This is a genomic window from Nocardioides segetis (assembly GCF_051390595.1).
Taxonomy (GTDB): Bacteria; Actinomycetota; Actinomycetes; order Propionibacteriales; family Nocardioidaceae; genus Nocardioides.
This window is the reverse complement of record NZ_JBNINR010000001.1, coordinates 317162-336496: the sequence shown is the minus strand read 5'-3', so window position 1 is coordinate 336496 and position 19335 is coordinate 317162. Positions and strand designations below refer to the sequence as shown.

Sequence of the window (19335 nt, the reverse complement as noted above, 5' to 3'; positions counted from 1 at the left end):
CGGATCAGCGCCGCTCGACGCCCAGGGCGATGGTGAGGGCGAGCACGGTGTCGGGATCCTCCAGGCGCTCGCCGTACAGCTCCCGGATCTGGGTCATCCGGTAGCGGATCGTCTGCGGGTGCACGAACAGCGCTGCGGCCACGTCGTCGCGCCGACCCTGGTGGAGCAGCCAGGCCCGCAGCGTCTCGCGCAGCTTCGCGGCGGCGGCCGGACGCAGCGCGTCGAGCGGGGCGAGCACCCGGGCGCGGAGGTCGTCGAGCGCGGCCGGGTCGGCCGTGAGCACCAGTCGCGGGAGGTGTGCCTCGGTGTCTCCGGCCAGACCGAGGTCGCGCGCCCGCACGGCGCGGTCGTACGACGAGCGCACCTCCAGCCACGCACGCGGCGGCCCGACCACGCAGTCCCGCCCCCGCACCGATCGCAGGAGGGTGGGCCGGCGGCGGTCGTGGGCGTCGGGCACGAGTAGGAGGGCCGCGCCGTCGAGCTCCGGCAGGTCGCTGGCCTGGATGGTGCCCTGGCGCAGGGACTGCTGGAGCGCACCGGCCTGGGACTCCGGCACGATGACCGCGGTCAGCGTGGCCGGCGGCGCCCACTCCGCGCGTTCGGCGGCGGCCAGCACGGCCGCCTCGGGCGCGCCGGTCAGGAGCTGGCGGGCCAGGCGCTCCATCATCCGCTGCCGCACCCGGCCCTCGGTCGCGGTCTCGTCCTGGTGCCCGGCCACGCAGGCGGCGGACAGCTCGTCGATGTAGGCGAAGACGAGAGCCGCGAAGGAGGCCATGGTCGCCGGCTCCATGCCCTCCTCGACGGCGCGGGCGGAGAGCCGCTGCCAGCAGACGCGGGCTCCGATCCGGAAGGCCGACAACAGCGCGTCGGTGCTGCGGCCGCTGCGCGCCTCGCCCCGCCCCAGTTGGTAGGCGCCGTCGACCGCGGAGGCCCGGGGCGCGAGCGCGTCGGGGCCGCGCCGGTCGCTGGTGAGCGAGAGGAAGCCACCGAGCGCGACCTGGACGGCTCCGCGGATGGTCTCGCCCATCGGCCCGCCGAAGGCGTCCTCGTAGGCCGGGACGTCGCGGATGATCTGGTCGACGACGTCGTCGGCGACGGCCGCGAGCTCGGCCCGGATCGCGGCGACCGTGGCCGGTGGGAGCAGGACCCGCTCGTCCGTCCCGGCCTGGCGCAGTACCCGACGCGACATCAATGGCCCTTCTTTGTCTTGGTCGAACAAAACCGAGGAGTGGATTCACCGGCTGAGGTCATGAGTTTAACCGTCCTGGCTGGGACTCTTGAGGTGTGAGTACGACGACCGCCGCCCCTGTCGCGGCCGCCCGGGCCGGACGCCTCCGCGCCGGCCTCCGCTCGCTCCTCGACGCGGCCGTCACGCCGCTGAGCGTCGACGACCTGCTCGACCACTTCGCTCCCCTGCGCACCGGCGCAGCGACCGGGCTGCAGGGCCGGATCGTCGCGGTGGAGAAGGAGACCGCGGACGCCGCGACCCTCGTCATCAAGCCGGGCCGGGACTGGGCCGGGCACATCCCCGGCCAGTACGTCCGCGTCGGCGTCGACGTGGACGGCACGCGCCTGTGGCGCACCTACTCACTGACCCACGGTCCACGTCGCGACGGCCACATCTCGATCACGGTCAAGGCGATCCCCGACGGTGCCGTGTCCCAGCACCTGGTGCGCGGCGCCCGCGCCGGCCAGATGCTCCAGCTCGCCCAGGCCGAGGGCGACTTCGTGCTCACGCCGCCGCAGGCCGGGCGCCGCCAGAAGCTGCTGCTCGTCACCGCCGGCTCCGGCATCACCCCGGTCATCGGCATGCTGCGCAACCTCTACTCGCGCAACGAGTCCGAGGCGACGGCGGCGTACGACATCGTGCTCGTGCACTCCGCGATGAAGCGCGACGAGGTGATCTTCGGCGCCGAGCTGCGCGCCCACGCCGACGCCGGTCGGCTGCGCCTGATCGAGCGGCACACCGACACCGACGGCCTGCTCACCACGGCCGATCTCGAGGCCGAGGTGCCCGACCTGGCCGAGCGCACGGCGTACGCCTGCGGGCCCGCCGGCCTCCTCGACACGCTCGAGGCCTACTACGACGAGCGCCGACTGACGCTGCACACCGAGCGCTTCCGTCCGACCGTCGTCGACGTGGCGGCCGAGGGCGGCACGCTGACCTTCGCGGGCGCGAGCGCCACGACCGTCGAGACCGACGGCACCGTCCCGATCCTCGACGCCGCCGAGTCGGCCGGCGTCCTCATGCCGAGCGGCTGTCGGATGGGCATCTGCATGGGCTGCGTGCTGCCCATGAGGTCCGGTGCCGTGCGCGACCTGCGCAACGGCGAGCTCACCGTCGCCGTCCCCGGGGAGACCCACCCCGACGGCGTGAAGATCCAGACCTGCATCAGCGCCGCCGCCGGCGACTGCACCCTCGACCACTGACCCGTCGCATCTGTACACCTGAATCACGCCGACCCGTCGCGTTCAAACGCGACGGGTCACCGAGAAGGAGCCCCCCATGACGACGATCACCAACAAGCCCGAGAACCCCACCGCGCACCTGTCCGCCGAGGACATCGAGGCGCTCGGTGCCGAGCTCGACGCCATCCGCCAGCAGGTGCTCGACGCGCGCGGCGAGAAGGACGCCGCCTACATCCGGCGCATGGTCGACATCCAGCGCAAGCTCGAGCTCGGCTCCCGCGCCGTGCTGCTGGTCAGCGCGTTCCCGCCGGCCTGGCTGCTCGGCACCGCCGGCCTCTCGGTGGCCAAGATCCTCGAGAACATGGAGATCGGCCACAACGTCATGCACGGCCAGTGGGACTGGATGCGCGACCCGAAGATCCACTCGACCACCTGGGAGTGGGACAACGCCTCGACCGCCGAGGGCTGGAAGCACTCGCACAACGAGGTGCACCACACCTACACGAACATCGTCGGCAAGGACAACGACCTCGGCTACGGCATCATGCGCGTCGACGAGGAGCAGCGCTGGTACCCGCTCTATCTCGCGCAGCCGCTGTGGAACTTCATCAACGCCTGCTTCTTCGAGTACGGCATCGCGGCGTACGACCTCGAGCTCGGCCGCAACCTGCGCACGCCCAAGGAGAAGCGCAGCGAGGAGTTCAAGCGCAACCTCAAGAACACGCTCAAGAAGATCCGCAAGCAGGCGACCAAGGACTACGTCGTCAACCCGGCGCTCGCCCTGCCGACCGGCTCCTTCCTGCCTGCACTCGCCGCCAACTTCACCGCCAACGTGATCCGCAACCTGTGGTCGCACTCGGTCATCATGTGCGGCCACTTCCCCGAGGGCGTGGAGACCTTCGAGCTGAAGTCGATCCCCGAGAAGGAGACGCGGGGCGAGTGGTACCTGCGCCAGATGCTCGGCTCGGCCAACATCTCCGGCTCCAAGCTGATGCACATCATGACCGGCAACCTGTCGCACCAGATCGAGCACCACCTCTTTCCCGACCTGCCCAGCAGCCGGTACGCCGAGGTGGCGCCCCAGGTCCGCGCCGTCTTCGAGAAGTACGGCCTCAACTACCACTCCGCACCGCTCCCCCAGCAGGTCGCGAGCGCCTGGCACCGGGTGGTCCGGCTGTCCTTCCCGAACGGCTGGCTGGCGACGACGAACGCCAAGAACCTCCCGAGCCAGCTCAAGCTGCTCTACGCGATGACGACGGCCGACAAGCGCAAGCGCCGGGTCATGCAGCGCCTCCTGGAGAGCGCCGCCGCGAAGAAGGAGCTCGCGAAGGCGGCCTGAGCGGGCGCTCCACTCTCACTTGGACCCCGATGTTACCTGCGGGTAGCATCGGGGTCATGAGCACACGCGACGGTCACGTCAGCTGCACGGTCACCGACGGCATCGCCCACGTGCGGCTGGATCGTCCCGACAAGCTCAACGCCCTCACTCTCGCGATCCTCGAGGATCTGGTCGCGACCGCGCACGACCTGCGGCGCGACAAGACGCTGCGCGCGGTGGTCGTCAGCGGCGAGGGCGACGCGTTCTGCGCGGGCCTCGACTTCGCCTCGGTGATGCGCAACCCGGCCGGGATCGCCAAGGCGTTCGTCCCGCGACCGCTGCGGGGCACCAACACCTTCCAGGAGGCCGCATGGGCCTTCCGCCGGATCCCCGTGCCCGTGATCGCCGCGGTCCACGGACACTGCCTCGGCGGCGGCCTGCAGATCGCGCTCGCCGCGGACTTCCGGATCGCCACGCCCGACTCGCGCTGGTCGGTGCTGGAGGGCAAATGGGGCCTGATCCCCGACATGTCCGGCATCCAGGCGCTGCAGGAGCTCGTCGGCATCGACCAGGCCAAGCTGCTCACCATGACCGCCGAGGTCGTCGACGGCTCCCGGGCGCACGAGCTCGGTCTGGTCACGCGGCTCGACAACGACCCGCTGTCGGGCGCGCTGCGGCTCGCCGGCGAGCTGTCCCACCGCTCCCCCGACGCCCTCGCCGCCGCGAAGCGACTCTTCAACGACACCTGGGGATCCTCGCCTCGGCGGACCTTCGCCCGCGAGCGGATCGAGCAGGCCTACCTGCTCCTGGCACGCAACACGAAGGCCGCGCGCGAGGCGGCGTTCAAGAAGGCCGACGCCAGCTACGGACCGCGCGGGCGCTGAGCCCTGGTCCGGTCGGGCCACGCCCTGGACCATCCGGGCCACTCCACCTCGGCGCCGAACGGCCGATGAATCGGGCGCGGTGGTCGGGTCATCCTGAGCAGACGATCACGACCAGCGCGTCGAGAGGAGGGCCACCATGGAGCGCACCGAGCACCTCAGCCACGACCTGCCCTGTCTCGCGTGCGGGCACGCCGCGCACACCTTTCTCGCCTGCAGCGACACCTGTGACTGCACGCCGACCGCGATGCCCGGCTCGTCCGTCGCCGTGGCCGTCGCCTGACCGTCCCGGCGGCGGCGCGGACGGAATTCCTGCAGGTTCCCGCGTCCAACGTGTCGTATCCGGGCACTCGGCTTCGTCGTCCTTGTAGAAGCGCCAGGACGACCACGAAGGAGACACGGTCATGTGGACCACCGCCCCCAGCACCCAGCACCTCAGCCACGACCTGCCGTGCCCCGCGTGCGGCCACGCCGTGCACACCCACCTCGCCTGCAGCGACACCTGCGCCTGCCCGCCGACCCTGCTGCCGGGCTCCGCCGCGCTGGCCGCCTGAGCCTGGAATCACCGATTTCCCGCTGCTACGCGCCACCAGCCAGGCACGCTGGCGGCGTTAGCGACGCTCGATGGTGCAACCAGACCGCCGTCGCGCCGCTGCCTTGCCATCGCACCCGTCTGGTGACGCTCGCGACGCGGCGAATCGGTGATTCCAGGCTGAGCCGACCGCGACGCGGCGGCTCAGCCCTCGTCGCGGGCCCTGTCGCGGGCCCTGTCGCCGGCCTCGTCGCGGGCCTCGTCGCGTCGGTCGCGTCCGTCCCGGCCGGCGTCGGCTGCTGCCCCGTCCTGCGGGGGCGCCTGCTGCCCGCGCCGCCGCCGGATCTCGGCGCGGGCGACAACGAAGGCCACGACCACCGGTACGACGTACTGGGCGTTGTCGAGGATCAGCTCGACCCAGCCCGGCAGCGTGACGTCCGGCAGGTCGACGTCGGGCCACGGGATGCTCGGCAGGTCGATGCTCGGCCACGGGATGCTGGGCAGGTCGATGTCGGGCCAGGGGATGTCGGGCCACGGGATCCTCGTCGCCAGGCGGGCCAGCAGGGCGATGACCACGATCGGCACGATGACGCCCGCGGCGGCCCCGAGCGTGGTGAGAGCGGTGTAGCGGCGCGGATGCGCGAGCACCTTGTCGTGGTGGATCGCCGCCGGGGACCCGGGGGCCGGGGTCAGGTCGACCCCGCCGACGAGCTCGTCCGGCCCCAGGACCGTCGCCCGCCGCGGCTTCGTGGAGAACCGCGTCGTCCGTACGACGAGCCGGGCGGCGCCACCCTCGTCGGCGCGGGTCTCGGTGAGCGTGAGCTTCTCGTCGGTCACCTTCTTGGACCCGACGGCCTCGCCGTCGACGGTCCAGGAGATGGCGGGAAGCAGCCCGCTGCTCATCTCGACGCGATGCCGGCGACCGTCGACCACACCCTCCCACACCTGCACCGGGGGCTTCTCGCTCATGATGCGTCCACGGTAGGCGGGTGCGGCGCCGACGCACATCCTCCGACGGTCCGCCTCCTCCCCCGACTTTGGTCGGGGACGAGCGCCGGGGACGACCGACGTCCGTGGCGCCGGTCGGCGGTTGGCGGCGGCCCCCGCCTCAGACGTCCGTGCGGCGGAGCACCTCGGCGAGGAGGGCGTCGACCTCCGGGCGTGCGTACCCCTCGCGCCACCGGGTGAGTCGCAGGTCGGCGCCGGCGACGAGAGGTCGGACCGGGCGCCCGGCGTCGATCGCCATGGCCAGTCGCTCGAGCAGGTCGTCGACATCACCCATCTCGTAGCCGTGGACGATGCGCACCGGCTTGAACCGCGCCGCGCGGATCAACGCCGACAGGCTCCGGTCGCGGTCCGGGAAGTACCGGTTCATCCCGGTGTCCATCACGGATACCTCAGGTCCACGGTCTCCTCGCTGATCTCCCACAGCCGCCGTGCGTGGTCGGCGTTGCGGGCGAGCTTGCTCCGGCCGACCGTGCGCGGCCGGCCGGAGAGCTGGCGGAACCCGCCCGGACCCACGAACGTGTTGCCGGGCAGGTCGGCGGTCGCGGCCATCAGCGACGGCCAGGCACCGGCCTCGGCGGACTGGGAGACCGCCTTCACGCCGGCGTCGAGGATGCTCGCGATGCCGCCGGAGGAACGGCCGTACTGGCCGTTGGCGGCGAGGTGCGTGCCGGCGAAGCCCGGGTGCGCGGCCAGCGCGCGGACCGGCAGGTCCGCGGCGCGGAGGCGGCGGTCGAGCTCGGCGGTGAAGTAGAGGTTGGCGAGCTTCGTCTGCCCGTAGACGCGCCAGGTGTGGTAGCGACCGGTCTGCTCGCGCGGGTCGCCGAGCGGCGCCTTGCCCGCGAAGGTGTGGAACAGCGAGGAGACCGTGACCACCCGACCGTCGGCGCTCCCCACGAGCTGGGGCAGGAGCAGACCGGTCAGCAGGAACGGCCCGAAGTGGTTGGTCGCCATCTGCAGCTCGAGGCCGTCGGCCGTGCGGGAGTACTTCGTGCCCATCACGCCGGCGTTGTTGACGAGGACGTCGATCGGGCCGACCTGCGCGGCGGCCGCGGCCGCCGTGCGGACCGAGGTGAGGCTGGCGAGGTCGAGGTGCAGCGCCTCGAGCTGCGCGTCGTCGACCTCGGCCCGGATCGCGGCGACGGTCTCCTCGACCTTCGCCGGATTGCGGCCGGCGAGGATCACCCGAGCGCCCCGGCGGGCCAGCTCCAGCGCGGTGTGGTGGCCGAGCCCACCCAGCGTCGGGCCGGTCACCACGATCGTGCGGCCGGTCTGGTCGGGCAGGTCGGCGACATTCCAGCTGTCGGTCATCGTCTTCCTTCTGCGGCTGCTCCGGCCTGATCGCCAGGCTCGTGCCCCGAACTAGGGCGTGGTGGCGAGCCCGGCGACGATCCGCGCGCCGAGCTCCTGGTCCCCCGAGATGGTGACGGCACCGGGCGCCGCCGCGCGCCGGCCACCGGCGAGCACGATGAAGCTCTCCCGGTCCATGGCGAGCGACACCGTCGGCTCGTCCGGTACGACGTCCAGCCGGCTCGCGCGGCCGTCGTCGCCGACCCGCACCGCGATCGGCGCACTCCCCTCGACGGCCAGCACGGCGGTCGTCCCGGCCGGCGGGGCGGCCCGCTTGCCGACGACGAAGCCGAACGCCTCGACGAGGTAGTCGGCCGTGTGCTGGGCGCCCGGCGTGTCGAGGCCGCCGGGCCGACCGACCGCGCGGCGGATGTCCTGCTCGTGCATCCACACGTCGAGCGGGCGGTTGCGCAGCAGGGTGCGGGTGTTCCAGCCGATCAGTCCGAAGATCCCGTCGGCCGGCGCGGCGGCGTCCTCCGGGGGCGCGGCATCGAGCGCCGCGCGACGCGCGCCGGTCGCCGTACGGATCTCCTCGATGATGGCGGCCGGCTCCCGGTCGCGGCGGGTGACGACGCCGATCTCGGTGAACTGGCCCATCGGCCCGGTGACGTGCGACGGGCTGCCGATGTCGGCGGTCTCCTCGGGGCCGCCGGCCAGGATCGACTCCAGGTGGGCGGTGTGCGAGGCGACCGCCTTCACGTCCCACCCGGCGAGGTCTGTCGGCATGCTCCACTCCTCGGGGTCGAGCTGCTCGAGCAGGGCGACGAAGTCGCCGATCGCGCTCCACCAGTTCTCGACGTAGCCGGCCAGGAGGTCGCGGTCGCTCATGCCGCCGACCCTACCGACCCGGACATCAATAGGGCGTGGGAACGCGCGCCGGGACGCCCTTGCGAGTGAGGTACTTCTTCACCGTCGGTACGCCGGCCGGGAAGGTCAGCCGGGCGGCGTACATCGCCCGCCGGCCGTACTTCTCACCGCCGTTCCACGCCCAGTAGCCCGCGCCCTTCGGCTTCGAGGAGTGCAGCCGCACCCAGCCGTGGAAGTAGAGGGTGGTGCGCCCCCGGTGCTCGAGTACGTCGCCACCGGCCGGGCCGCAGAGGCCCTCGGTGATGGTGCGGTCGAGCAGCACCGCCGGCACCGAGGCGGACCAGTCGGTCAGCGACGCCGACTGGCGCCACGTCTGCTGGTACGAGCACCGGGCGAAGTCGCCCTCGGAGGCGAAGAGGTAGTAGCCGCCGGCGTTGCGCAGCAGCGTCGGGTTCTCGATGACCCCCTCGGCCCGCACCAGTTCGACGCTCGGGTTGGCGGGGTCCTGACCGGCGCGCACCTTGCGCCCGCTCCGGCTCAGCGGCAGCAGCCGGATGGACGACGGCCGCCCGTCGGTCTTGTAGAGCAGGTAGTGCTGCTTGCCCTCGGTGTAGAGCGACGGGTCGATCACTCCGCGGCTGGGCAGGTCCGGGGTCGCGACCGGGTCCTGGGCGGTCGGCACCAACGCCCGCGACGGGCACACCAGCGGCCGCTTGCCGACCGGCTTGAACGGGTCGAGCGCCTTCTTCGCCACGGCGACACCGATGCAGCGCCCGAACTCACCGAGCCCGGCGACGGGGACGGCGAAGTACAGCACCCACCTGCGCCCGACCTTGGCGATGTCGGCGGCCCAGATGCCACCCTGCTCCGCGGCCCACGCCGGCCGCCGGGTGAGCACCGGCTGCTCGTAGCGCCAGGTCCGGCCCGGGTCCTTGTACGCCCGGTTGATCTGGGGCCCGGTCGCCACCACGACCATCCGCTTGCCGACCATGGCGACGCTGGGATCGCCCACGTTGCCGTTGAAGTACGGCTCCGGGTAGCGCTCGCGCCGGTCGTCGGCCCGGGCCGGCGTGCCGCACAGCGTGAGCACCAGCGCGGTGAGGACGGCGAGGACGCAGGCGAGGCGGGACGCGGGTCGAGACACCCGCAGACCATAGGCCACGCCGCGCCGCCGGCGTACGACGGCGCGACGGTGGCGCGACGGCGGTGCGACCGGTCCGGCTACTGCCGGGAGCCGATCTCGCTGATCGGCCGCGTCCGCAGCGCGGCGCGGGTGGCGACGCCCAGGGTGACCAGGGCGAGGGCGGCCATGACGGCGACGACGGCCGCACTGCCCGGGAGCGGGAGGCTCGGCAGGGGCTGCCCGGAGATGCCGATGCTGATCCCGACGAGGGGCGGCAGGGCGAGGGCGACGCCGAGGAGCGCCGCGATCGACGCCACGAGGACCGACTCGAGCCGCATCATGGCGCGGACCTGGCGACGTCCGGCGCCCACCAGCTGCAGGAGGGCGAACTCGCGCGAGCGCTCCGCGGTGGCCATGGCGAGCGTGTTCACGACGGCGATCGCGATGTAGCCGAGGATCACGACGAGGGCGATCAGATTCACCCAGCCCTGCTGGGTCTGGGCGTCGGCACCGACGGCCTCGCCCGAGCCCGGGGTGACGGGGAGCCCGAGCTCGTCGATGGCGGCGCGGGCGGTCGCCGGGTCGTCGCTCGCGACGAGGGCGAAGGACGAGAGACCGTCGGTGGTGTGGGCCCGCACCGCGGCCTCGTCCATCGTGACCCCACCGAAGCCGAGGCCCCGCTCGTAGATCGCGACCACGCTCGCCCGCAGCCGGGTGCCGTCGCCGAAGCGGCCGGAGACCCGCGCACCCACGCCGACCCCGAGCGTGCGGGCGGCGTCGGTGCTGAGGGCGACCCGCTCCGGTCCGTCGAGGGCGTCGAGCGATCCCTCGCGCACCCGCAGGTCGAGGACCGGCCCGGCGGTGGCGGGGTCGATGCCCTGGAGGACCTGCTCGCCGCGCTCGAGCGCGCCGTCGAAGGCGCGGTGGTCGAGAATCGCCTGGCTGAGCGTGACCGGGGAGACCGCGGTGACGGACGGCAGATCGGCGACCGGGGCGAGCGCGGCCGCCGACACGCCCGCGGGTACGACGATCCGCAGGTCGGCCGTGACCCCGTCGCTGGCCTGGGCAGCGGCCTCGTCGGCGACGATCGCCGGTGCGCCCAGCTGGACCAGGCCCAGGGCGATGCCGAGCGCGATGGGCGTGACCGCGCCGGCGAGTCGGCGGCTGTTCACCCGGCCGTTCGTGGTGGCGAGGAGCGCCGCGGGCGAGGTGCGGCCGAGCATCGCCTGGGCCGCGCGGACCGCGACGGTGACGAGCCGCGGGCCCAGGAGCGCGGCGCCGATGATCAGCACCAGCGCGGCGCCGGCCGAGGCGCCGGCCGCGGCCTCGCCGCGGATCCAGATCGGGATCAGGGACAGCACCAGGCCGCTCGCGACGAGCGCGAGTCCGGTGGCGATCCGCGCGGTGCCGAGCGCCGTCGGCCCGGTCGCGCCCTCGCGCAGTGCCGCGACCGGGTCGAGGTTCGCCGGTCGGCGGGCGGCGAGACGGGCCGCGCCCCACGCGGTCAGCAGCACGACGACGACCGCACCGATCCCGGGGAGAGGTCCGTAGGCGAGCGCGAAGTCGGCCGGGATCACCGTGCCGGCGACGAACGCGCGCTGCAGGACGCCCTCGAGGGCGTAGCCGGGACCGACGCCGAGGAGCGCCGCCACTCCCGCGACGGCGAGGACCTCGCGCGCCACGAGTGCATGGACCTGCCGCGGCAGTGCGCCGACGGCACGCAGCAGCGCGAACTCCCGCCGCCGCGACTGCACGGACAACGACAGCGTGCCGGCCACGATGAACAGGGCGACGAGGAGGGTCGTGCCGGCGAAGGCGCTGCCGATCGCGACGAGCGTGGCGCGCGAGGATCCGGAGTCGAGGAACTCCGCGTCGCCGCGGGCGGCACCGGTGGCCACCGTCAGGTCGGGGAACCGCTCGCGGATGCGGTCCGCGAGCGCCTCCGGCTCGTCGTCGGTGAAGACCCCCCACGCCCGGGCGGCGCCCTCCCGCGGGTCCAGCTCCGCGATCCGATCCGAGGTGAGGAAGACGTGGCGGGCGCGATCGACCGTCGTGGGCGCCGAGACCACCCCCACCACGCGGTACGACGCCCGGACGCCCCCGTGCGCGAGCGTGAGGCGGTCACCGACGGCGGCACTGCCCGCGACGACCGCGACCTCGTCGTCGGCCGTGGGCTCGGCTCCCTCGGTGAGCGTGAACGGGGTGAGCCGGGCCGCGCCCCACGGATGCGCCTGCGCGAGCGCGTCCGGCGCGTCCGCGCGGATCTCCACCAGGGGCACGGTGACGTCGGCGACGACGTGGGTGACGCCGGGCACGGAGCCGATCGCGGAGCCGTCGGCGACCGGCGCCCGTTCGGCGAGGCTGATCGAGAGGTCCTCGGGGACGGGCACGCTCTGCTTCCCGGTGACGACGAGATCGGCCCCGGCGTACCGCTGCGGGGCGAGGCCGCCGCGGATCCCCGACTCGACCAGGACACCCAGCCCGGTGACCACCATGGTCGCGACGAGGATGGCGACGGCGACGCCCGCGAACCCGGCCCGGTGGCGCCGGAGGTCGGCGCGCACCAGCTGGCCCAGGCGGGGGTGGCTCGTGCCCATCACCACTCCCCCAGGCCGGTCAGGTACTGGGTGATCCGCGCCGGCGTCGCGCCGTCGAGGTGTCCGGCGAAGGCGCCGTCGGCGAGGAAGACCACCCGGTCGGCGTGCGCAGCGACGACCGGGTCGTGGGTCACCAGCACCACGGTCTGGTCGAGCTCGCGGCTCGTGTGCGCGAAGAGGTCGAGCACCTGCTTGCCCGTGCGGGAGTCGAGGGCGCCGGTCGGCTCGTCGGCGAACACGACGTGGGGCCGGGTGATCAGGGCGCGGGCGATGGCGACCCGCTGCTGCTGGCCGCCCGACAGCGCGCTGGGCAGTCGGTGCCGCAGCTCGGTGAGCCCGACCGAGGACAGCAGGAAGTCGAGCCACGCCGGGTCGACCGCCCGCCGACCGAGCATCAGCGGGAGCGTCACGTTCTGCTCGACGGTGAGGGCGGGCAGCAGGTTGTAGGCCTGGAAGACGAAGCCGACGTGGTCGCGCCGGAAGCGGGTCCGCTGGGCCGCGCGCAGACCGGAGATCTCGGTCCCGCCGAGCCGGACGCTGCCCCGCGTCGGGCTGTCCAGGCCGGCGGCCGCGTGCAGCAGGGTGCTCTTGCCCGAGCCCGAGGGCCCCATGATGGCCGTGAACGAGCCCGGCGCGAGCACGAGGTCGACGCCGCGCAGCGCGACGGTGGCCGAGCTGCCGGTGCCGTAGGTCTTCACGACGCCGTCGAGGCGCAGCGCCTCGGCCGGAGCGCCCGGAGAGCCTGGCACGGCGGGAGCGGCGGGAGCGGCGGGAGCGGCGGAAGGCGTGGCGACCTGGGTCGCGGCAGTGCGTCGGAACATGGCGTCCACGCTAGGAATCCCCGCTCCTGCGCGGAATCCGGCTGCGTACCGTCTCGATGGTGGAGCTGGCTCTACCGTCTCGCGCCGCGGCGCCCGGCAGACTGGGGCCATGATGTCGGACCGGCTGCGCTCGTGGACGCGCAGCTGGCGCTTCCTCGCCGTGGAGGTCGGCGCCTGCGCCGGGTCGCTGGCGCTCCTCATGGCGTTCCTGCTGCTGGCGCCCTTCATGCTGCTGACCGGCGGCGTGCTGGTGCTGCCCGACGCGGTCCGGCTGCTGCGCCGGTGGAGCGCCCGGGCCCGGCTGCGGGTCGGGACGTTCCGCGGCACGACGATCGCCGAGCCGCGCTCCCAGGAGCCGGTCGACCGCACGATCGACGCCCGGCTCCGCTTCGCGTTCTCGCGACAGACGGCACGCGAGCTCGCCTGGCTGGCCGTCCACGCGCTGCCGGCGCTCGTCGTGGGCCTCGTCTGTCTCGTGATCCCGCTCGGGGTCGTGAGCTCGCTGCTGGTGCCGTTCTACTGGTTCCTGGTGCCGACGGACGAGCCGGTCGTCGCGCCGTACCCGGTCACCTCGTGGGCCCTGGCCGCGACCATGCCGCTGGTGGCCGCCGCCTACGCCGCCGTCTCGTGGTACGTCGTCCCGGCCGCGGCTCGCGCGACCGCGGCGGTCTCGGCGCGCCTGCTCACCCCGGACCGTCGCTCCGAGCTGCGCGCCCGGGTCGACTCGCTGACGCTCAGCCGGGCCGCGGCACTGGACGCACACGCCGCCGAGCTGCGGCGCATCGAGCGCGACCTGCACGACGGCGCCCAGAACCGGCTGGTCAGCGTCACGATGATGATGGGCCTCGCCGAGCGCGCCTTCGAGAACGGACAGGACGGGCTCCCCCACCTGCGGCGCGCCCAGGAGGCCGCGAGCGATGCGCTCGCCGGCCTGCGGCGCACCGTGCACGACATCTATCCCCCGATCCTCGACGAGCTCGGCCTCGAGGGCGCGCTCGCGTCGCTCGCCGGCCGCAGCGTCGTACCGTGCACCCTCGAGCTCGACGACCTCGGCCGGGTGCCGGCGGCCGTCGAGTCCGCCACCTACTTCCTCGTCGCGGAGGCGCTCAACAACGTGAACAAGTACAGCGCGGCCGACACCGTGCGGGTCCGGGTGGCCACCGACGGCGACCTGCTGCGCGTCGAGGTCGCCGACGACGGCGCCGGTGGTGCCGTCGAGCGCCCCGGTGGCGGCCTGGCCGGCATGCGCCGGCGGGTCGAGGCCTTCGAGGGCCGGCTGACCGTGACGAGCCCCGAGGGCGGGCCGACGACCGTGAGGGCGGAGCTGACATGCGGATCCTGATCGCCGAGGACGACACCCTGCTGCGGGAGGGCCTCGCCCTGCTGCTGCGCAGCGAGGGGTTCGAGGTCGTCGCCGCGGTGGACAACGCCGAGGACTTCCTGGCCCGGCTCGACGAGGCCGACGCCGCCGTGCTCGACGTACGGATGCCGCCGACCTTCACCAGCGAGGGCCTGAAGGCGGCCACCGAGGCCCGGGCCCGGCGTCCCGGCTTCCCCGTGCTCGTGCTGTCGGCGTACGTCGAGGACCGGTACGCCGGCGAACTCCTCGCCCGGGGGGCCGAGGGGCTCGGCTACCTGCTCAAGGAGCGCGTCGGCAAGGTCGCGTCCTTCGTCGACGCGCTGCGCCGGGTCGCGGCCGGCGGCACGGTCATGGACCCCGAGGTGATCTCCCAGCTGTTGAGCCGCCGACGCGCCGACGACCCGGTGCGCACGCTCACGCCCCGCGAGCGCGAGGTCCTCGGCCTGATGGCGGAGGGCCTCGACAACGGCACGATCGCGGCCCGGCTGTTCGTGACCGAGACCGCCGTCAGCAAGCACATCGGCAACATCTTCGCCAAGCTCGGGCTCGCCGCGTCCGACAGCGGACACCGCCGGGTGCTCGCGGTCCTGGCCTACCTGCGCTCCTAGTGCCGGCCATGTGCCGACCGCGCGCCGACCACGTGCCGACCCGCCGCGGCGGCGTACGACGACGGCCGCCCCGGTCATCCGGAGCGGCCGTCGTGCGGTCAGGCGCCGTGCGGCGTCGGGGCCGCGCTCAGAAGGCGGCCTCGTCGAGCTCCATGACGTCCAGGCCGGTGGCCTGGGCGATCGTGAGCTCGGCCGAGACGCGCGGCAGGTTGAGCTGCGCGAACCACTGGGCGGCGGCGACCTTGCCCTCGTAGAACGCCTTGTCCTTGCCGGCCGCGTCGCCGTCGAGCCGGGCGAGCGCGACCTCGGCGCCGCGGAGCAGCAGCCAGGCACAGACGACGTCACCGAGAGCCATCAGCAGGCGGGTGGTGTTGAGGCCGACCTTGTAGATGTTCTTGATCTCGTCCTGCGCGGACATCAGGTCGTTGATCATCAGGCCGACCATGGCCTCGGCGTCGGCGAGCGCGGTGGCGAGGAGCTCGCGCTCGTTCTTGAGGCGGCCGTTCCCGGCTCCCGACTCGATGAACGACTTGATCTCGCTCGCGACGTGGCCCAGCGCCTTGCCCTGGTCCTTGACGATCTTGCGGAAGAAGAAGTCCTGGCCCTGGATGGCGGTCGTGCCCTCGTAGAGCGTGTCGATCTTCGCGTCGCGGACGTACTGCTCGATCGGGTACTCCTGCAGGAAGCCCGAGCCTCCGAAGGTCTGCAGCGACTCCGTGCCGAGCAGCACCCACGAGCGCTCCGAGCCGTAGCCCTTGACGATCGGGAGCAGCAGGTCGTTGACGGCCTCGGCCAGCTCGTCGCGCTCGCCGGCGGCCTTGGCCCGGTAGACCGTGTCCTGCCAGGTCGCCGTGTAGAGGACCAGCGAGCGCATCGCCTCGGCGAAGGACTTCTGCGTCATCAGTGAGCGGCGCACGTCGGGGTGGTGCGTGATCGTCACCCGCGGCGCGGTCTTGTCGGAGGCCTGGGTGAGGTCGGAGCCCTGGACCCGCTCCTTGGCGTACTCCAGCGCGTTGAGGTAGCCGGTCGACAGGGTCGCGATGGCCTTGGTGCCGACCATCATCCGGGCGTTCTCGATGACGTCGAACATCTGGCGGATGCCGTCGTGGACCTCGCCGAGCAGCCAGCCCCGGGCGGGCTCGCCGCCACCGACCTGCGGGTCGCCGAAGGTGAGCTCGCAGGTGTTGGACACCTTGATGCCCATCTTGTGCTCGACGTTGGTGACGTAGACGCCGTTGCGCTCGCCGGTGAGCTCACCGGTCTGGTGGTCGAAGTGGTACTTCGGGACGAGGAAGAGGCTCAGCCCCTTCGTGCCCGGTCCGCCGACGCCCTCGACGCCCTTCGGGCGGGCGAGGACGAGGTGCATGATGTTCTCCTGCAGGTCCGACTCGGCGCTGGTGATGAAGCGCTTGACGCCGGAGATGTTCCAGGAGCCGTCCTCGTTGGGGGTGGCGAAGGTCTTGCCGGCACCCACGTCGGAGCCCGCGTCGGGCTCGGTGAGCACCATGGTGGCGCCCCACAGGCGCTCGACCATGATCTCGGCGATGCGGATGTCACGCGCGACGCCGTTGGCGTTCTTGAACACGACCGAGCCCATCGAGGGGCCGGTGCAGTACATCCAGATCGGCGCGTGGGCGCCGAGCACCATCTCGGCGCTGCCCCACACCAGCGACGGCGGCGCGGTGGTGCCGCCGATCTCCTCCGGCAGGCCCAGGCCCCAGAAGCCCGACTCCATCCAGGTGTCGTAGGACTTCTTGAACGACGCGGGCAGCGGCGCGGTGTTGGTCGTCGGGTCGAACACCGGCGGGTTGCGGTCGGAGTCGACGAAAGAGGCCGCGAGGTCCTCGCGGGCGATGCGCTCGACCTCGGAGAGGATCTCGCGCGCGGTGTCGGCGTCCATCTCCTCGTAGATGCCGGTGCCGAGGTAGTCCTGCACGTTGAAGAGCTCGAAGAGGTTGAACTCGATGTCGCGCAGGTTGCTCTTGTAGTGGCTCACAGTTCCCACCATTCCCAGGGTTCGGAGAGGGTTCTCATTGGCTGCTACTCGCCAGTAACTTCATCATACGGGGGGTGCTAGCTGCGGGCAAGCACGGGGGGCGCGGGATCGCTCACACGACACCCGCCCCGCGCGGCGACGTACGGCGGGCGGCGAACCACGCGTAGGTCGACTGAGTCGATCGAGCAATCTGACAGACTGTCCCCATGCGCGTCTCCGCCAAGTCCGACTACGCACTGCGGGCCCTGATCGCCATGGCGAGCCGGTCCGACGGTCGAGCGGTGAGCGCCGAGGAGCTGGGCCGGCTCCAGGACATCCCCCACGGCTTCCTCCAGGCGATCCTCGCCGACCTGCGCCGCGCCGGCATCGTGATGTCCCAGCGCGGCCAGTCCGGCGGTTGGCGGATGGCCCGCGAGGCCGCGACCGTCTCGGTCGCCGATGTCATCCGCGCGGTCGACGGCCCATTGGTCTCCGTCTACGGCCTGCGTCCCGAGGCGGTCAATTACAACGCCGCCGCCGAGGTGCTCCAGCACGTGTGGATCGCGGCCCGCCGGGCCCTGCGCGAGGTGTTCGAGGACGTGTCGATCCAGCAGCTCGCCGACGGCGAGCTCCCCGACACCGTGACCTCGCGGACCGCCGACGACGACGCCTGGGCTCCGCACTGACTCCTCCCCACCGCGGTTCAACTACCAGATCTGTCGCGAAACGCGCGCGCTGGCGACGAATTCGGTAGTTGAACCGTTCAGGCGGCGCTGTTCAGCTTCCGCTTCAGCTTGCGGCGCCTGCGATCCAGCTCCTCGAGCCGGACCTCGAGCGAGGCATTGCGCCGGGCGAGCCGCTCGACCTCGCGCAGCGCCTCGGGGAGCGTCTGCAGGGTGGCCGACGCGCGGGGGACGTCGTCGAGGCGCAGGGACGCCGTACCGAAGCCGACGAGCCGGCCGAAGGCCGTCCAGACCTGGCCGGGCTCGAGGCCGTCGGTCGCGATGACGTGGAGACGCTCGGGATTGCGGCAGGCCGCGCTCCAACGGGCGGTCGCGGCGGCCTCGTCGTCGAGGCCGGTGGTCACGACGACGTTGAGCTGATAGCCGGCGAGGGCATCGACGAGGAGCGCCACCTGGTCGGGGGCGGCCGCGGCGAGCAGCGACTGACTGAAGACCAGGTCGCAGCGGCTCTTGCGGGCCCGGCGCACCAGGCGCGTCCACTGGCCCTCGACGTCGGTGCGCTTGAGCCCCCAGTCCTTGTGGGAGCGGGTCATCTCGACCGCGGCGCGGAAGCTCTCCGCGGTCGACCGGGCGAGGGAGGCGACGCCGAGCTCGACGAGCGCCGCATGGTGGTGGGCGAGGGCGGACTCGACGACATCGCCGACGCCCGGCATGCCCACGTGGATCCAGGCCTTCTGCTTCTTCGCCATGCTCGCACCGTGACAGCCGCCGATGAGCGCCCCATGAACCCACGGTGACGGGGAGCGGTCCACTCAGAGGGGTAGAACACGTTCTAGATCCGCCCTACGATGGCCTCATGATCACCTCCGACGCGATCGTCTGGAACGCTCCTAACGACCCGCACCCGGCCCGCGCGGCGTCCCAGCGCTCCTATTCCGCGGTCGCGAAGGGCGACCTCGCCGAGTGGCTCACGGTGTACGCCGAGGACGCGGTCCTCGAGGACCCGGTCGGCCCGTCGATGTTCGATCCCGAGGGCAAGGGGCACCACGGCCACGCCGGCATCTCGGCGTTCTGGGAGAAGGCGATCGCGCCGATCGCGACCTTCGAGTTCCAGATCAACGACTCCTTCGCCAACCCGGGCTCCAACACCTGCGCCAACATCGGCCGGATCAAGACGTCCTTCCCCGACGGCTCGCACACCACGACCGACCTGATCATGGTCTACGTCGTCGACGACGACGGCCGCGTGAAGTCCATGAAGGCGTTCTGGGAGCCGGACCGCACGATGGCGAGCTTCACCTCCGCCTGAGCCCCGGGCGCGACCTCCCGCCCGCGAAAATCGGTGGCGCGGGCGCCTAAGGTGGATCGACGTGGAACCCCTCACCGAGCAACAGATCCGCGCGTCCTTCGTGAACTGCTCGAAGGGCGAGGCGAAGCGGCTCAACGTGCCGCGCACCCTGGGCGACCAGCCGTGGGAGGACCTCGACTTCCTCGGCTGGCGTGACCCCCAGTCGCGCGTGCGCGGGTACGTCGTCGCGGAGGTCGACGGGGCGCCGTACGGCATCGTGCTCCGGGCGACCGACGGCAGCGCCGGGACCCCGCGCAAGAACCTCTGCGCGCTGTGCCTCACGCCCCACGGCTCCGGCGGGGTCGTGCTCATGGTGGCGCCGCGGTCGGGCAAGGCCGGGCAGAACGGCGATTCGGTCGGCACCTACATGTGCGCCGACCTGCAGTGCTCGCTGTACGTCCGCGGCAAGAGGGTCAGCGACCAGGGGCGCCTCCCGGAGTCGCTCGGCCTCGAGCAGCAGATCGAGCGGCTGACCGACAACCTGGCGGCCTTCCTGCGTCGCGTGCGCGGCTGAGCGG

Annotated in this window: 20 protein-coding genes; 10 read left to right on the top strand and 10 right to left on the bottom strand. The window is 72.7% G+C overall.

Going from position 1 to position 19335, the window contains the following annotated elements; translation table 11 throughout:
* Positions 1–4: 4 nt before the first annotated feature.
* A complete protein-coding gene (locus tag ACPZVR_RS01470; RefSeq protein WP_436697789.1) occupies positions 5–1189 on the bottom strand; it encodes a PucR family transcriptional regulator in 1185 nt (394 codons plus the stop codon).
* Between the two features lie 95 nt (positions 1190–1284).
* Between ACPZVR_RS01470 and ACPZVR_RS01465 the strand changes: the two genes are divergently transcribed.
* From ACPZVR_RS01465 to ACPZVR_RS01445, 5 genes are all read left to right on the top strand, one after another.
* A complete protein-coding gene (locus ACPZVR_RS01465; protein WP_436697788.1) occupies positions 1285–2430 on the top strand; it encodes a ferredoxin reductase in 1146 nt (381 codons plus the stop codon).
* 76 nt (positions 2431–2506) lie between these two features.
* The gene (locus ACPZVR_RS01460; protein ID WP_436697787.1) at positions 2507–3748 is read left to right on the top strand and encodes a fatty acid desaturase family protein; all 1242 of its coding nucleotides are present in this window, start codon (positions 2507–2509) and stop codon (positions 3746–3748) included.
* Between the two features lie 56 nt (positions 3749–3804).
* Positions 3805–4611 (top strand): crotonase/enoyl-CoA hydratase family protein, encoded by an 807-nt coding sequence (locus ACPZVR_RS01455; RefSeq protein WP_436697786.1) that lies wholly within the window; start codon positions 3805–3807, stop codon positions 4609–4611.
* Between the two features lie 136 nt (positions 4612–4747).
* A complete protein-coding gene (locus ACPZVR_RS01450) occupies positions 4748–4891 on the top strand; it encodes a hypothetical protein (RefSeq protein WP_436697785.1) in 144 nt (47 codons plus the stop codon).
* A 121-nt stretch (positions 4892–5012) separates the two neighbouring features.
* Positions 5013–5162, top strand: a complete 150-nt coding sequence (locus ACPZVR_RS01445; RefSeq protein WP_436697784.1) for a hypothetical protein — start codon at positions 5013–5015, stop codon at positions 5160–5162.
* A gap of 182 nt (positions 5163–5344) precedes the next feature.
* On the opposite strand, the gene ACPZVR_RS01440 is transcribed toward ACPZVR_RS01445, so the two are convergent.
* From ACPZVR_RS01440 to ACPZVR_RS01410, 7 genes are all read right to left on the bottom strand, one after another.
* Positions 5345–6109 (bottom strand): hypothetical protein, encoded by a 765-nt coding sequence (locus ACPZVR_RS01440; RefSeq protein ID WP_436697783.1) that lies wholly within the window; start codon positions 6107–6109, stop codon positions 5345–5347.
* Positions 6110–6248: 139 nt separating this feature from the next.
* The gene (locus ACPZVR_RS01435) at positions 6249–6527 is read right to left on the bottom strand and encodes a DivIVA domain-containing protein (protein WP_436697782.1); all 279 of its coding nucleotides are present in this window, start codon (positions 6525–6527) and stop codon (positions 6249–6251) included.
* Positions 6527–7456, bottom strand: coding sequence for an oxidoreductase (locus ACPZVR_RS01430; RefSeq protein WP_436697781.1), 930 nt, complete (start codon positions 7454–7456; stop codon positions 6527–6529). Before ACPZVR_RS01430 ends, ACPZVR_RS01435 begins: the two co-directional genes overlap by 1 nt.
* 51 nt (positions 7457–7507) lie before the next feature.
* Positions 7508–8323: a maleylpyruvate isomerase family mycothiol-dependent enzyme gene (locus ACPZVR_RS01425; protein WP_436697780.1), complete on the bottom strand. Its 816-nt coding sequence runs from the start codon at positions 8321–8323 to the stop codon at positions 7508–7510.
* 25 nt (positions 8324–8348) lie between these two features.
* Positions 8349–9446, bottom strand: coding sequence for a family 43 glycosylhydrolase (locus ACPZVR_RS01420; RefSeq protein WP_436697779.1), 1098 nt, complete (start codon positions 9444–9446; stop codon positions 8349–8351).
* A gap of 77 nt (positions 9447–9523) precedes the next feature.
* A complete protein-coding gene (locus tag ACPZVR_RS01415) occupies positions 9524–12022 on the bottom strand; it encodes an ABC transporter permease (protein ID WP_436697778.1) in 2499 nt (832 codons plus the stop codon).
* The gene (locus ACPZVR_RS01410) at positions 12022–12843 is read right to left on the bottom strand and encodes an ABC transporter ATP-binding protein (protein WP_436697777.1); all 822 of its coding nucleotides are present in this window, start codon (positions 12841–12843) and stop codon (positions 12022–12024) included. The genes ACPZVR_RS01415 and ACPZVR_RS01410 overlap by 1 nt, the downstream gene beginning before the upstream one ends.
* 109 nt (positions 12844–12952) lie before the next feature.
* Here ACPZVR_RS01410 and ACPZVR_RS01405 point away from each other — a divergent pair, with 109 nt between their 5' ends.
* Both ACPZVR_RS01405 and ACPZVR_RS01400 read left to right on the top strand, forming a co-directional pair.
* Complete coding sequence (locus ACPZVR_RS01405) at positions 12953–14185, top strand: sensor histidine kinase (protein WP_436697776.1); 1233 nt, start codon at positions 12953–12955, stop codon at positions 14183–14185.
* Positions 14173–14811: a response regulator gene (locus tag ACPZVR_RS01400; protein WP_436697775.1), complete on the top strand. Its 639-nt coding sequence runs from the start codon at positions 14173–14175 to the stop codon at positions 14809–14811. Before ACPZVR_RS01405 ends, ACPZVR_RS01400 begins: the two co-directional genes overlap by 13 nt.
* 127 nt (positions 14812–14938) lie before the next feature.
* On the opposite strand, the gene ACPZVR_RS01395 is transcribed toward ACPZVR_RS01400, so the two are convergent.
* Positions 14939–16807: an acyl-CoA dehydrogenase gene (locus ACPZVR_RS01395; RefSeq protein WP_436697774.1), complete on the bottom strand. Its 1869-nt coding sequence runs from the start codon at positions 16805–16807 to the stop codon at positions 14939–14941.
* Between the two features lie 206 nt (positions 16808–17013).
* Between ACPZVR_RS01395 and ACPZVR_RS01390 the strand changes: the two genes are divergently transcribed.
* A complete protein-coding gene (locus ACPZVR_RS01390; protein ID WP_436697773.1) occupies positions 17014–17472 on the top strand; it encodes an RrF2 family transcriptional regulator in 459 nt (152 codons plus the stop codon).
* A gap of 77 nt (positions 17473–17549) precedes the next feature.
* On the opposite strand, the gene ACPZVR_RS01385 is transcribed toward ACPZVR_RS01390, so the two are convergent.
* The gene (locus ACPZVR_RS01385; RefSeq protein ID WP_436697772.1) at positions 17550–18218 is read right to left on the bottom strand and encodes a hypothetical protein; all 669 of its coding nucleotides are present in this window, start codon (positions 18216–18218) and stop codon (positions 17550–17552) included.
* Positions 18219–18325: 107 nt separating this feature from the next.
* Between ACPZVR_RS01385 and ACPZVR_RS01380 the strand changes: the two genes are divergently transcribed.
* Together ACPZVR_RS01380 and ACPZVR_RS01375 are read left to right on the top strand one after the other, a co-directional pair.
* Entirely contained in the window at positions 18326–18778 is a 453-nt protein-coding gene (locus ACPZVR_RS01380) for a nuclear transport factor 2 family protein (protein WP_436697771.1), read from the top strand.
* A gap of 61 nt (positions 18779–18839) precedes the next feature.
* The gene (locus ACPZVR_RS01375) at positions 18840–19331 is read left to right on the top strand and encodes an FBP domain-containing protein (RefSeq protein WP_436697770.1); all 492 of its coding nucleotides are present in this window, start codon (positions 18840–18842) and stop codon (positions 19329–19331) included.
* The last annotated feature ends 4 nt before the right edge of the window (positions 19332–19335 follow it).